Annotated in this window: 8 protein-coding genes; 7 read left to right on the top strand and 1 reads right to left on the bottom strand. The window is 50.1% G+C overall.

Translation table 11 applies throughout. The features are described from left to right. Positions 1–109 precede the first annotated feature (109 nt). The 7 genes from WG8_RS16750 to WG8_RS16720 are packed head-to-tail and all read left to right on the top strand — an operon-like array spanning position 110 to position 14,757. On the top strand, positions 110–1,039 hold the full coding sequence (locus WG8_RS16750) for an ABC transporter permease (RefSeq protein WP_007431405.1): 930 nt from the start codon (positions 110–112) through the stop codon (positions 1,037–1,039). A gap of 23 nt (positions 1,040–1,062) precedes the next feature. After that, positions 1,063–1,983, top strand: a complete 921-nt coding sequence (locus WG8_RS16745; protein ID WP_007431404.1) for a carbohydrate ABC transporter permease — start codon at positions 1,063–1,065, stop codon at positions 1,981–1,983. Positions 1,984–2,005: 22 nt separating this feature from the next. Next, on the top strand, positions 2,006–4,309 hold the full coding sequence (locus WG8_RS16740; RefSeq protein WP_043891193.1) for a glycoside hydrolase family 3 N-terminal domain-containing protein: 2,304 nt from the start codon (positions 2,006–2,008) through the stop codon (positions 4,307–4,309). Then, entirely contained in the window at positions 4,309–7,422 is a 3,114-nt protein-coding gene (locus tag WG8_RS16735; RefSeq protein ID WP_007431402.1) for an alpha-mannosidase, read from the top strand. The genes WG8_RS16740 and WG8_RS16735 overlap by 1 nt, the downstream gene beginning before the upstream one ends. Before the next feature lie 26 nt (positions 7,423–7,448). Continuing rightward, a complete protein-coding gene (locus tag WG8_RS16730) occupies positions 7,449–8,768 on the top strand; it encodes a glycoside hydrolase family 125 protein (RefSeq protein WP_007431401.1) in 1,320 nt (439 codons plus the stop codon). Beyond that, on the top strand, positions 8,765–11,920 hold the full coding sequence (locus WG8_RS16725; protein ID WP_007431400.1) for a beta-galactosidase: 3,156 nt from the start codon (positions 8,765–8,767) through the stop codon (positions 11,918–11,920). Before WG8_RS16730 ends, WG8_RS16725 begins: the two co-directional genes overlap by 4 nt. A 38-nt stretch (positions 11,921–11,958) precedes the next feature. After that, a complete protein-coding gene (locus WG8_RS16720) occupies positions 11,959–14,757 on the top strand; it encodes an alpha-mannosidase (RefSeq protein WP_007431399.1) in 2,799 nt (932 codons plus the stop codon). Positions 14,758–14,869: 112 nt separating this feature from the next. Here the strand turns inward: WG8_RS16720 and WG8_RS16715 are convergent, their stop codons facing one another. After that, a complete protein-coding gene (locus tag WG8_RS16715; protein WP_007431398.1) occupies positions 14,870–15,439 on the bottom strand; it encodes a DUF1697 domain-containing protein in 570 nt (189 codons plus the stop codon). Between the last annotated feature and the right edge of the window lie 156 nt (positions 15,440–15,595).

Raw genomic sequence — 15,595 nt, 5'->3', positions numbered from 1 at the left:
CTTTAGGTCGTGAAATATAGGAGAGATCGGGCGGGTGTAGGTTGCGCCCGGTCTTTTTCCAATAGCTATTTTAGCTGCTTTTCTCATAACAGATTGGGAGGGGATACCTATGGCCGCATTTTTCAAAAATGTGATTAAAAACAAAGTTATGCTGTTCATGGTGCTGCCCGGCGCTATCTGGTTCTTCTTCTTTTCATATCTGCCGCTGGTCGGGACAGTGGCAGCTTTCAAGCAATATCGTTTTAACAGGGAAGGATTCTGGGCCAGTATTTTTACGAGCAAGTGGGTGGGTTGGGATAACTTCAAGTTTCTGTTCAATAACAACGATGCCTATGTCATTACGCGAAATACCCTTTTGTATAACCTGGTCTTTATAATTCTTGGACTTGCGTTTTCGGTAGCTATGGCTATTCTGCTCTCCGAACTGATTAATAAACGATTGGCGAAGCTGTACCAGACAGGCATGTTTCTCCCGTATTTCCTGTCATGGGTCATTGTGGGCTACTTTGCCTTCAGCTTTCTGAGCATGGATCGGGGGATGCTGAATCAAATTCTCGCAGGGTTTGGCATTGAGCCGATTCAGTGGTATTCGGAGGCCGCTTATTGGCCGTATATATTGATTCTGGTCAGTCTATGGAAGGCGATTGGCTATAACAGTGTCGTTTATCTGGCTTCGATTTTGGGGATCGATAAATCCTTGTATGAAGCAGCCATGATAGATGGAGCCAGCAAGTGGCAGCAAGTCCGTAATGTGACGCTCCCTCTGCTCTCGCCAATCATAATCATAATGACGCTGCTTGCGGTTGGTCGGATTTTTTATGCGGATTTTGGTTTGTTCTATCAGGTTCCGAGAGATTCTGGCACCTTGTATTCGGTAACGAACGTCATCGACACCTATGTATATCGCGGGTTGAAAACGACAGGGGAAATTGGGATGAGCACAGCCGCAGGGTTGTATCAGTCGGTGGTTGGCTTCGTTCTCGTCATCCTATCCAATTATGTTGTGCGAAAAATAGATAAAGATAGCGCTTTGTTCTAAAAAAGAGGAGAGGGGTGTGGACTATGGCTTCCGGAAAAGAAAGAAAAAAACGAGATTTCCATCATATTTCACGGGGCTGGAATGTTGTTCTGAATGGGGTAGCAGGGGTGTTCGCATTCCTGTGTGTATTTCCCTTTTTGTTCGTCGTCATTATTTCCCTGACCGATGAGAAAACGCTGGCGCGGGACGGATATCGGTTGCTCCCGACCCAATGGAGTCTGGAGGCTTATCGTTTCATATTTCGTACCAGTGATACGCTATTGCGCTCCTATGGAGTGACGATTGCCGTAACGGTCATCGGTACGGTGATCAGTCTCATTCTTATTTCGTTATACGCGTACGCCATTTCACGAAAGAGCTTCCGTTATAGAAGATTTTTTTCGATTTTTGCAATTTTGACCATGCTCTTTAATGGTGGAATGATCCCGACCTATATGGTCGTTTCCCAATTGCTCGGGCTTAAGGATACGATTTGGGCTTTGATATTGCCGCTGGCTATGAATGCCTTTTATATTATGATCCTGCGTACATTTTATAGCACCAGCGTGCCAGATGCCATCGTCGAATCAGCCAAAATAGATGGGGCAGGGGAGTTTTACACCTTTTTAAAAATGGTGCTTCCGCTCTCTCTGCCTGGACTTGCGACCATTGGTTTATTCAGCACGCTTGGTTACTGGAACGACTGGTTTAATGCCCTGTTGTATATTGACAATCCCAATCTGGTGCCACTTCAGTCCATGCTGATGCGGATTGAATCCAGCATTCAGTTCATCCAGCAAAATTCGCAGAATAGCTCTATGAGCCTGACTGCGCTTCAATCCATTCCGCAGGATACTTCACGAATGGCGATGGTAGTACTGGCGACGCTACCTATTATATTCGCTTATCCATTTTTCCAGCGTTACTTTGTGCAGGGGCTTACGGTTGGGGCTGTGAAGGAATAACAGGGGAGGAGAGGGCATGACCATGTTGATTTATAAAGATAAAAGCAAACCGATCGAAGAACGGGTGAAGCACTTAATCGGTTTGATGACGATAGAGGAAAAGGTGGGACAGCTTGTGCAGCCCTTCGGCTGGCAAGTGTATGAGCACACAGACGGGGAATTGTCGTTACATCATGATTTCAAGCAGCAGGTGCAAAATGGGGGAGTCGGCTCCTTATACGGGGTGCTTCGCGCTGATCCGTGGACCGGGGTGACCTTGGAGAATGGCTTATCTGCCAAGCAAGGGGCGGAGGCTGTGAACTTGATCCAACGCTATGCGGTAGAACATTCCCGGCTGGGCATCCCGATACTGATTGGCGAGGAATGCTCTCATGGGCATATGGCGATTGACGGTACTGTGTTTCCGGTTCCGCTGTCCATCGGCAGCACATGGAATGTCGATCTGTACCGTGATATGTGCCGCGCGGTTGCGAGTGAAACCCGCGCTCAGGGCGGGGCGGTCACGTACTCGCCCGTGCTTGACGTAGTACGTGATCCACGCTGGGGACGCACGGAGGAATGCTTTGGCGAAGACCCTTATCTCATCGGCGAATTTGCTGTTGCTGCAGTCGAGGGGCTTCAGGGGGAAAGCTTACTCAGCGAACATAGCGTAGCTGCCACATTAAAGCATTTTGCAGGCTATGGCAGCTCGGAAGGCGGACGTAATGCCGGACCTGTGCATATGGGCTGGCGCGAGCTTTTGGAGGTCGATCTGTATCCATTTCAAAAAGCGGTGGTAGCAGGGGCGCAATCTATTATGCCAGCCTATAACGAAATCGACGGTGTACCGTGTACTGTGAATGCGGAGCTATTGGACGATATTCTTCGTCAGTCGTGGGGATTTGACGGTCTGGTCATTACGGATTGTGGCGCGATAGAAATGTTGGTGAACGGGCATGATGTGACCGAAAATGGATCGGATGCCGCTGTGCAGGCGATTCGCGCAGGGATTGATATGGAAATGTCCGGGGAAATGTTCGGAAGTCATCTGGTCGAGGCGGCTCATGCCGGCAAGCTGGAGACGAGCGTGCTGGATCAGGCGGGTCGCAGGGTGCTCACGTTAAAATACAGGCTGGGTTTATTTGACAATCCGTATGTGAATGCGGAACGAGCGGAGCAGGTGATTGGTCGGGCGGAGCATATTCGGTTGGCTAGACAGCTTGCGACCGAAGGGATTGTGCTGCTTAAAAACGTCAATAGAACGCTTCCCCTGCCGAAAAACTCCAAGCGTATTGCGGTCATCGGCCCGAATGCGGACCAGGTCTACAACCAACTGGGCGATTATACATCACCGCAGCCGAGATCCCGTGTGGTAACTGTACTTGATGGCATCCGTAGCAAATTAAGCAAGCATCAGGACGACGTTTTGTACACACCTGGCTGCCGGATCAAGGGAGAATCCCGGGAAGGCTTTGAAAACGCACTGGCATGTGCGGCTGAGGCTGATACAGTGGTGATGGTGGTTGGAGGGTCCAGCGCCCGCGATTTCGGGGAAGGGACGATTGATCTGAAAACCGGCGCATCGAAGGTAGCGGATCACGATTGGAACGACATGGAATGTGGCGAAGGCATCGATCGGATGACGTTGGGGCTTGCGGGGGTACAGCTTCAGCTTATGCAGGAAATCTACAGTCTTGGAAAGGAACTGGTCGTCGTTTATATGAACGGGCGGCCGATTGCTGAGCCGTGGGTGGAGGAACATGCGCACGCCATTGTGGAAGCATGGTATCCCGGTCAGGAGGGAGGACATGCAATCGCGGATATTTTATTTGGGGATGTAAATCCTTCCGGACGATTAACCCTCTCCATTCCTAAGCACGTCGGGCAGTTGCCGGTATATTACAATGGCAAGCGTTCCCGAGGCAAACGGTATTTGGAGGACGATGCCGAGCCGCGCTATCCGTTTGGCTACGGTCTCAGCTACACGACATTTAGCTATGAAAGGCTTACATTAAGCACCAACTCGATTCGAGCGGACGAATCCGTTACGGTTACAGTCGATGTAACCAACACGGGTGAACGGGAAGGGGCTGAAGTGGTTCAGCTTTATATCTCGGACACAGTGAGTTCGGTAACCCGGCCAGTCAGGGAACTCAAGGGCTTTTGCAAGGTTGTATTACAGCCAGGAGAAACACGAACGGTGGAGTTTGTTGTAGGCTCCGACAAGCTGCAATATATAGGGCGTGATCTACAGCCAGTCGTTGAGGCAGGGCGATTTTCGATTCAAGTAGGCAGGCACTCCAAAGATACCCTGTGTGCCGAGTTGATCGTACGGGAGGATGAATAATGGAGCGTATCAAACGTTTGATTCGGGAATTGTCGGAATGCCAATGGCTAGAGAAGCTGGATTTGCGATGCTGGGACATTACACGCTCCACATACCAAACACCAGGTCAATACGAAGATGCCGCACCTTTATCAGACGGAATGGACCTCAAGCGATTCCCCAGCAGTCAGGGGACGACTTATTTTTTTCGAACGCAGCTGGATGTACCGACAGCGTGGTTGAGAGAGCCTTTTGGATTGGTGTTTGAGTCCGGGGGAGAAGGATTGCTGCGGGTCAATGGTGCTTCCTATCACGGGCTTGACCGTAATCATACCTATGTCACGCTTAATCCGCAGGTCATCGGGTCTTTACCGGTATTGGATATAGAACTATTTGATCCTGTACCCGAACCCGTTGATCCACTTAATCGACAGGCTGTCATTCAACCTCCGATTTCTTCTATTACAAGCTATCTTGTACGGCCAAACAAGCCCGTGCAGAGCCTGATGTATACCGTTACCGTTATTAGCGAAGCCGCTCTACTGCTGCCTGAGGGCGATATCCGCAAAATACGTCTGCTGAAGGCTCTGTATGGGGTGATGGATTGCTTTGCGTATTTGGAGGAAGACGCCATTCGAGAAGGTGGAGCGATCTCAGCCACAGAAAAGGAGCTGATTCGGCAGGTTCAGGAGATCGGCGGAAATGCGCAAGGTTTGGAGCACATGGTAGGACAGTCGCATATTGATATTGCCTGGCTGTGGCCGATGCGTGAGACCGTACGGAAAACAAGCCGAACCTTCTCAACAGTAGATGCGCTGATGGATGAATACCCGGCATATCAATATGCACAGAGCCAGCCGCTGTTGTTCTCTTTTGTAAAGGAAAATGATCCAGAGCTATATGAACGGGTTCAAGCGAGAGTCGCCGAAGGACGGTGGGAGCTGGTTGGGGGGATGTGGGTAGAGCCTGATTTGAACCTGCCCAGTGGCGAATCACTCATCCGCCAAATGCTGTATGGTCAGCGTTTTTACCAACAGGAATTCGGCAAAACCTCTCATATCGAATGGCTACCGGATACGTTCGGCTACTGTGCGTCCCTGCCGCAGATTTTAAAGCATGGGAAGATAGACTATTTTATGACGACCAAGCTCGGCTGGAATGATACGAATGTGTTTCCTTACGATTTGTTCCACTGGGTGGGCATCGATGGTACTTCGATGTTGTCCTACCTCAATCATGGCGTGAATGAAAATACACGGCCGCAGGACATACATGACCATTGGCAGTCTTATCGCGAAAAATCGGCTCATCCTGAGCACATGTTGCTCTATGGACATGGAGACGGTGGCGGTGGAGTTACGCGTGAAATGCTGGAATATATAGAGCGTTCTCCGTTAATGGTGGGACTGCCTGCGAGTCGGTACAGCACGGCGGGACAATTTTTCGCAGGCATAGATCAGGCGCATCCGAAGCTTCCCCAATGGCATGGTGATTTGTACCTTGAGCTGCACCGGGGAACCTACACGACCCACGCTCGCAACAAACGTAATAACCGGAAAGCGGAGGGAGTCTACCGCGAGGCAGAGCTGTGGAGCACGCTGGCATTACCAAAGCTGGAGCCGGAGCAGGTGCAGGACATTCGTTCGGCATTGCATGAGGGCTGGAAGCTGATTTTGTTGAATCAGTTCCACGATATTATCCCCGGCTCTGCGATTACCGAGGTTTACGGCACTTCGGATAAGGATTATCAGCAAATTTTCGAGTGGGGACATAGTGGGATTCAACAGGGGATTGCCACGCTGGCGGCTCAAGTAAATACGGATGGTCCGAGGACAGGGACGCCGTACCTTGTGTTTAACAGCCTGGGCTGGAGCCGTAGTGCCGTGATCCATATCGCTACGGAATCGGCAGAGGTATTGTACGCCTACGAATACGCTCATGGTGAAGTCGAGCGGCTGGACACCGATGTGGAGGAAGGCGGCATTTCGGTGCGTATTCCAGACATTCCTGCACTGGGCTACCAAACGATTTGGTTGGAGCGAGAACAGGCTCAGGAAGGTGAACAGCCGGAAACAGCTGTGATATCTGGATCGCTGGGGGATATCTGGGAGACGGCATTTTATAAGGTGCAATTTAACGAGCGGGGTGAAATAATTCGTCTGCTGGATAAAGCGGCAGACCGTGAAATCTTGAAGCAAGGGGAACGGGCAAACCGTTTTCATTTTTTCCATGACCGTCCGACGCTGTGGGATGCCTGGGATTTGGATGACCGCTATGAGGAACAGGTAGCAGGAGAAGCCGAGTTGCTGGAAAAACAAGTAGTGCTCCAGGGGAAAACGAAGGATGTGTTGCGCTTCCGATGGCGAATCCATCAATCTGAAATGACACAAGATATGATCTTTTATCATCATGAGCGGCGAATTGATTTCAAGACGCATGTGAGCTGGAATGAAGCGCACAAGCTGCTAAAGGTAGGCTTTCCTGTAGATGTAATTACGGACAAAGCGACATATGAAATTCCTTTTGGTGCTTTGGAGCGGCCGACCCATCGGAATACAAGCTGGGAGCAGGCGCAGTATGAAGTGTGTGGACACCGATTTGCGGATGTTTCCGAGCACGGGTATGGCGTGAGTCTGCTCAATGATTGCAAATATGGCTATGACATACAAGACAGCACTATCCGTCTGTCTCTGCTGCGTGCACCCAAATGGCCGGATAAAGATGCCGATCTGGGCGAGCACGATTTTACGTATTCGCTATATCCGCATGTGGGAGACTGGCGCAGCGCCCATACCTTGCGTCATGCGGCTGAGCTGAACCAAGATATGCCTGTTGTGCAACAGCAAAAGTACAGCACCGGAGTGCTGCCGAGCAGCGGATCGTTCATTAACTTTGATAGCTGTCACGTTGTGCTGGATACGATCAAGCCGGCCGAAGATGGGCTGGGGACGGTTCTTCGTTTGTACGAATCTTCCGGGGGACGGGAAACGATCAAGCTGATCTGGCCTTACACGTTCAACGCAGCTTACGTGTCGAATGCGCTGGAAGAACCCGTGCAGCCGCTTGAGCTGGAAGGTAGCTGTCTCACATTGTCTTTTACACCTTATGAAATTAAAACGATACGCTTGCAATAGATATTGATAAAGGAGCGAAAAAGCAATTGGAACAATTCAGACTTCCCAAAATACCGATGCCCGACCTTGACTTGCCGCAGGCTGTTCAGGACGTACTTAAGGAAGCGGAGCAAGTACTGGCTCACAGGCCAAAGCTGCTGAAGCTGTTTAAAAACTGTTTTCCGAATTCGCTGGAGACGGCAACCAAACTAATGGATGATGGGACAACGTTTCTCATTACAGGTGATATTCCGGCTCTTTGGTTGCGGGATTCCGTAGAGCAGGTCATTCATTATGTGCCGTTAGCCAGGGAGGATGCTGATTTACAGCGTATCATTGGTGGTCTGATCAAGCGCCATATTCATTATGTCCTCATAGACCCATATGCGAATGCGTTCAATGAGACGGCGAATGACTGGCACTGGAATGCTGCCGATGAGACGGAAATGTCGCCATGGGTGTGGGAACGAAAATTTGAAATCGACTCGCTTTGCTTTGTCATTCGGCTGGCTTATATGTACTGGAAGGAAACGGAGCTTACCGATATTTTTGATTCAAAATTCAAGGCGGCTCTGCGTAAACTGGTGGATGTATTCAAAACGGAGCAGCGTCACCAAGAGCAATCTGCATATCGGTTTACGCGTAATAACGGCATTTTCACCGATTCCTTGCGCAATCAGGGAATCGGTATGCCTGTAAATTATACAGGGATGATTTGGTCGGGCTTCCGTTCCAGTGATGATGCTTGCGATTTCCACTACAATATACCCGGCAATATGTTTGCGGTGGTTGCTTTGCGGCAGATGCAGGAGTTTGCGGAGTGGGTATTCCGTGATACGGACTTCCTGAACGAGCTGAAGGAGCTGGAGGCTGAGGTGGAGAACGGTATTCGCTTGTACGGCATTTACCGCCACCCGGTATTCGGGCCTATATATGCTTATGAAACGGACGGATTTGGCAACTACTGCCTGATGGATGACGCAGGTACGCCGGGATTGATGTCCATTCCGTATTTGGGCTATACGACGGCGGACGATCCTATCTATCAAAATACGAGACGCTTCGCTTTAAGTCAGGAGAATCCGTTTTACTTTGAAGGCAAGGCGGCTAAAGGCATCGGAAGTCCGCACACTCTGCCGGGTTACATCTGGCATATGGCCCTGTCTATGCAAGGATTAACGGCCCGGACCGCAGAAGAGAGGCTGGAAATGATTCGGATGTTAGAAGCGACAGATGGAGATACCGGCTACATGCATGAAGGTTTTCATGCCGATGATCCCACGGTTTTTACGCGAAAATGGTTCGCTTGGTCCAACAGTCTGTTTGCCCAGCTTGTGTATAAGGCCATGAAGGATGGCTTGTTATGAATGAATCCACAGTAAGCCCATCCATCGTTGTTTTCAGTGAGCAAGGCTTTCCCGCTATAGGGAGCCTGTTGCCAGACGAGGCATTCCATGGAGTTGCAGACGTGGTGGTCGTACGAGCCGATGAACTGGCTGAAACGCTAAAGCATATGGACAACGGCTGCTTTGTCAATCTGCATGCACCGTATTTCCCAAAATCCGCCTGGACTGAAATCGTGGCATTTCTCCACAGGGGAGGGGGTCTGCTTAACGTTGGGGGAGCACCCTTTAAGCAGCCAGTCCGCGATCCTGCTGATGAGCATGGAGATTGGTGGATTGAGACTGAACAGACTGCGTATCATCAGGAATTGCATATTCATGAGGTGCTTAGAGTAGACGCGTCGAAGGTGGCTTCCCTGGTCGCATCAGAGGATATTCCTGTGTTGTATGGTCAGGAGTCTCTGTTCCAGGTGGCGGACACGTGGAATCTCGTTCCACATACGACCAAAAGCAGCGATCTGTCGCACCAAATGGGCTCTGCCGGGCCGATGAATACGCAAATTTATTCTTTGCTAAAAGGTGTCAGTGCAGATGGACGGGATATCGCTGCCCCGGTGGTGCTATGGGAGCATGCCCGAGGTCTGTTTGCCGGGGCACGCTGGATGTTTGTCCACGTGCCGTTGATAGCATCCTTTTGGGAACAGGAGGGTGAGCAGTTGCTTGCCCAATGGGCACGTTTTTGCGCCAAGGGGGTGACGGAGCTATCTATCAAGCCAAACTATGCTGCTTATGAGCCTGGGGAACGAGCGGTACTGACACTTCAAACCCAAAGGTTGCAGCGAGGAGGAGCCACGTCCAGATATCACGAGATATGGAGCTTTGACCTGACGGTGGAGCAAATATTGGATGACGACAGTCAGCAGGTATGGAGCGAGCGCTTGCAGATTGAGGTTAGCAGAGAACAGGATTTTGTGCGTATTCCCCTTGCTTTTTCCATCCTAAGCGGTTTGTATCGGGTCATTTGCCGAGCTGAATCATCGGATGGTGAAGTGCGTATATTGAGACAGGGTTTTTGGGGGCAGGATGCCGAACTGCTGGCCGAAGGACAGATCATCATGCGCAGTCGGGACTATTTTATAAAGGACGGGCGTCCGTTGCCTGTTGTTGGTATGACCTATATGACCTCAGATGTGGCACGTAAATTTCTGTTTTTGCCCAATGCAGCCTTATGGGACAGGGATATGGACCGGATGGCCAAGGCAGGCATCAACTGGATTCGCACAGGGATATGGACGGCTTATCGCAACATCATGCAGATAGACGGACATGCTTCGGAAGCGACCCTTCGCGCGATTGATGCTTTTCTCCTGACAGCCAAAAGGCATGGATTACAGGTGACGTTCACGTTCTTTTCTTTTACACCGGAAACGTGGGAAGGGGTTAACCCTTATCTTGATCCACAAAGCGTGGAAGCACAAAAGCGGTTCATACGCAGTATTGTCAGCCGTCACACGGCTACAGCCCATGTGGATTGGGATCTGATAAACGAGCCTTCCATGTTTGATTCGTCGCGTATTTTCGCAGATGGTCCACGCTCTGCGAGGGACTCATGGGAACAGGAGGCATTCAGCACATGGCTGGAGCAACGGCACGGAAGCATTGAGGGTTTGCAGGAAGCATGGAATATGACGCCACAGCAGCTTCCCTGTTTTGCTTCTGCCACAATTCCCGAGCCGGAGGAGATAAACTTCGACGTTCAGGATATGCATCAGGCCAAAAAGGGAGCCAAATGGCTGGATTACTGTCTGTTTTCGATGGAAATGCACAATCTGTGGGCCGAGCAATTGGCGACTACGATTCGGGAGCTTTGTCCCGGGCATTTGGTAACTGTAGGTCAGGACGAGGCACTGGGCGCGCAACGGCCGTCTCCGTTTTTTTATGAGGCTGTGGTGGATTATACGACGGTGCATTCATGGTGGCTGAATGACCATTTGGTGTGGGACGGTATTTTTGCCAAAACACCAGACAAACCGAATCTCGTGCAGGAAACCGGAATGATGTATGTCGAAACGCCAGATGGCCGAGCCAAGCGTTCAGAGGCGGAGCTGCGCGACATGCTGGAGCGCAAGTATGCGTATGCCTTTTCGACTGGCGGAGCGGGTGCGATTCACTGGATCTGGAATACGAATTTTTACATGGATAATGCCAATGAATCGCACATTGGGGCGCTACGTGCGGATGGGACCGAGAAGCCGGAGGCAGAGGTGTCTTACGATTTTGGGCGTTTTATGAATGATATTCGCGATCTGTTTACAGACCGGAAGCTGGAGGAAACGGCTGTTGTATTCCCGTATTCCAATGATTTCTCCAACCGATCACTTGCCTTTGATGCCACGACACGGCTTACCCGGGTGATGTCCTATGATCTCAAGCAGCCGTTCCGTGCCGTCTCCGAGTATCATCTGGACTCGCTCAAGCGGCAGTTACCGAAACTGATTATGATCCCCAGCGCGCACAATTTCGACAGTACATCGCTGGAACATCTTCTGGAAATGGTGCGATCCTTCGGTGTGACTTTACTAGTCACCGGACCGTTGGGCCTTGATCCTTACTGGAAAGTGAGCGACCGGGTCGATGGTATTATTGGGCAGTGTAGGCTGGGCAATGTCCAACGGGAGGAAGTGATGCGTCTGGAGGGTCAAACCTTCCCTGTCTCATTCGGTCAGCGTCGAATAGCTGAGGTGGCTAAGGAGGAACAACTGTCACCAAAAGCGGATGGAGCGATGGGTGATGAAGTCGTGAACCTGCCGCTTGGCAAGGGGCGCTTGATCTGGAGTCCGCTTCCCTTGGAGTTGAATGGCAGGGATGAGCCGATTGCTGAGCTATATCGCTACGCCCTCACTGCCGCCGGGGTGGAGCGAGAACTGGAGTGGATAGACGGTGGCGATCAGCCGGGACTATATGGACGTAAGCTGAATTTCGAGAATGGGGGCCTGTATATTTTCGTATCGGAGTTTTCCCGGGATACCCAAGTGCGTGTTCGAGATAAGGCGACAGGATTATCCTACGCTTTTCTGTTGCCAAGGAGCCGCTCTGTCTTGTTTGCTGTGGATCGAGAAGGTCAGTTGCTAGCGGTATATCGTCCCGAGGACGTAAATATTGAAGTGATGCAGTGAACAATGGCAGGTCAAGACATACGGTGAGGAGATATACAATGAGCGAGCACAGGGATGAATCAATCAACAATCAAGCGATAAGCAGGGAAGTAGACACATACACGGGTAGCAAGACGACAGCACATATTATTTCGCATACCCACTGGGATCGGGAGTGGTATTTGCCTTATGAGAAGCACCATATGCGCCTGATTAGCCTGATGGATTCTCTGCTGGATAAACTGGAGCAGGACCCGGATTATAAAAGCTTTTATCTGGACGGGCAGACGATCATTCTGGAGGATTATCTACAGATTCGGCCCGAGCATAAGGAACGGTTAGAGCAGCATATTCGCAATGGTCGTATTTTTATCGGACCCTGGTACATTTTGCAGGATGCTTTTCTGACTAGCGGCGAAGCCAATGTACGCAATATGCAGATTGGGCACCGTGATGCCGAACGTTACGGCAATCCGTCCAAGATCGGATACTTCCCCGATACGTTTGGTCTGGTTGGGCAGACTCCGCAGCTGATGCTACAGTCGGGGATTACGAATGTTTTCTTCGGAAGGGGCGTAAAGCCCACAGGATTTAACAATACAGTGTCGGATAGAGGCTACGAGTCCTCCTTTTCGGAACTGTTATGGACGGGGCCAGACGGATCGGAGGTACTCGGTATTTTATTCGCCAACTGGTATTCCAATGGCAATGAGGTCCCGACAGATGAGGCGGAAGCCAAGGTTTATTGGAAGTGTAAACTGGATGATGCACAAAAATATGCTTCAACTGGCGAGCTGCTGTTCATGAACGGTTGCGATCATCAGCCTTTACAGCTTGATTTACCGAAAGCAATCCGTACGGCACAGAAGCTTTATCCGGATATCGAGTTTGTTCATTCCAATTTCAACGATTATCTGACCTCTCTGAAACAGGCTTCCCAACGGCAACTCTCGTCTGTGAAGGGGGAGTTTCGCAGTCAGCGCACGGATGGCTGGGGAACGCTGGTGAATACGGCTTCTGCCCGGGTGTATTTGAAACAGATGAACCAGTTGGGACAAGTGATGCTGGAAAAAGTGGCTGAGCCGCTTGCGACCTTCGCACATCTGTTGGGGCAGGCTTATCCTCACCATTTGTTCACCTATGCCTGGAAAACACTGATGCAGAATCATCCGCATGACAGTATTTGCGGCTGTAGTGTGGACGAGGTGCACCGTGAGATGGTGACCCGGTTTGATAAGAGCCGTCATGTAGCCGAGAGCATTGTGGATGAAAGCATAGAGGTCATTGCACAAGCAGTAGATACGACGGACTTCAGCCGCTTTGGAGAAGATGCGTTGCCGCTCGTGATTTTTAATACGTCCGGCTGGGAACGCAGTGGTATAGTGTCGGCAGAACTGGAAGTAGTGCGTCTGTATTTCCGTGAAGGATACACGCTTGAGGAGGCCTCTCATCGAGTGAAGAAAGTGGATCTTTCCGGGCGCGTACTGGTGGACTGTGAAGGGTGTCCGGTGGCATGCAAGGTGGAGGACCTCGGGCTACAGTTCGGTTATGATTTGCCGGATGACCGATTCCGTCAGCCTTACATGTCTCGTCGGGTTCGCCTTACCTTTGAGGTTGAACGTGTACCCCTGCTAGGCTTAAAAACCTATGCTTGGCTGAGAAGCAATGTCAAGACTGACTCCTCTTCACTTTTTCATGGCAGTCGAAGTATGGAAAATGATCTGCTTCACGTCGAAATTGCGGATAACGGTTCTTTTACCCTGACGGATAAGCGTACAGGCCGCTGCTACAAAGACCTTGGCGTATATGAAAATGTTGGTGATATCGGCAACGAGTATATGTTCAGGCAGCCCGAGGGAGACCAGGCGCTGACCACTGAAGATTTGATCGCTAACATTCGCGTGCTTGAAGATACACCTTATCTGGCATCCATGGAGATTATCCATCATTGGGAAATACCGGCCTCTGCGGATGAAACGCTGGAGCAGGAGCAGCGAGAACTGGTTTATTATCCGCACCGTCAGGCTCAGCGCTCCCGACAGACCGTTCCGCTGACGATACGGACTGTCATTTCTTTATCTCGGAACAGCAGGGGTGTTTCCATGAAAATCACCTTCAACAACCAGGCCAAGGACCACCGACTTCGCGCTCTGTTTCCGGCAGATCTAGACTCTACTGAGCATCGGGTGGACTCCATGTTTGAAATTGCAATTCGGGACAATGAACCCGCACCTGAGTGGGAAAACCCAAGCAACACACAGCATCAGCAGGCGTTTGTGGATGTAAGCGGGGGACAAACCGGTCTGACTGTGGCCAATCTCGGGTTGAATGAATATGAAATGCTGCGTGATGGACGCAACACGATTGCAGTAACGCTGCTTCGCTCAGTTGGCGAGCTGGGTGATTGGGGATGGTTCCCGACGCCAGAAGCGCAATGTTTAGGTGAGCATACCGCCCGTCTGGAAATCATTCCACATGATGGCGACGGTATTCAGTCCGGCGCATATACAGAAGCCTATCAATACCAAATTCCTTGGATTGTAAAACAAACGGGGATTCATGCGGGTACAGTTGCTCCAGATTATGCGCCATTTGACTGGAAAAGCACGGAGCTTGCCTTTTCCTCTATGAAAATGAATGAGCTGTCAGGGGATGTGCTGTTACGCTGGTACAATATGAGTCATATTGTAGCCCAGTTACTTATCAAGCCCGGGCCGCAGCAGTACGATTTTTATAAAAGTAATATTCTTGAAGAACAAGGAGAAGACATCACAGTTGATTCTTCTGGTGAGTTACATCAGGCTGTAAAGCCGCATGAACTTTTCACACTAGGTTTCAAAGTGAAGACCCACCAATAAAGACCAATACACAAAGACTAGGGAAAACATTATATCAAAGAAAAACAGTTGGGAGCCGTAAAAAAGGCTCCCTTTTTGAGTTTACCCTTCCAACGTTGCTTTTGGATTCCAGTCAGGAGCTTGTATCCTGCAACTCTTCCTGTTCAGCCGTTTGCATCAGCTTATAGATCTGCCGTGTTGTGTTCACATTCCGCACAGTCATTTGCTGATACAGCTTGGTGCCGACTAATTTTGTTAACCCGCTTTTTGTGACTTGTTCTTTGCTGACCGAAAACAGAACGGCCCCGGTCGTATATATTACATGGCCTATTCCCGGTTTCAAAGGAAGCTTGTCCAGAACGGAAATATCGTTAATTTCATCCCACAGGAACAATACATCACTTTTCATTTGCGTATCATTAGACCATTCATTCGGTAGTGCCTCCATAATGCTCTGAATCTCTTTCATATTACGGACGATGACACGGATAGGTAAGCCAAAATCCTCCAGAATCGCCTGTTCCAGTATGAGCGATAGCTCCTGGTTGGACTGGACCTGACTGGAAAAAATGATATTTCCAGAATTGATGTAAGTTGTCACATGGCCCATGTCTGCCTTTTCAAACGTTTCTTTAAGCCTCGTCATCTGAATCTTGTTGTTGCCGCCAACATTGATGCCTCGCAGTAATGCGATATAGATCATAAAAAGCGCCACCTCTCTTCAACAAATAGGATTCTAACAAAGGGATAGGTATTTCAGCAAATACGTTCCTTTCTAACTGTAGGCAATGACCTCCGACAATAACGTTTCATTTCTAGCATAAAGATATCATAATATAGGCATGGAGCAAGAAAAAAC

Source organism: Paenibacillus sp. Aloe-11 (assembly GCF_000245715.1).
Lineage (GTDB): Bacteria > Bacillota > Bacilli > Paenibacillales > Paenibacillaceae > Paenibacillus > Paenibacillus kribbensis.
Note: the sequence above shows the minus strand (reverse complement) of the source record. Positions and strands in the feature narration are given on the sequence as shown.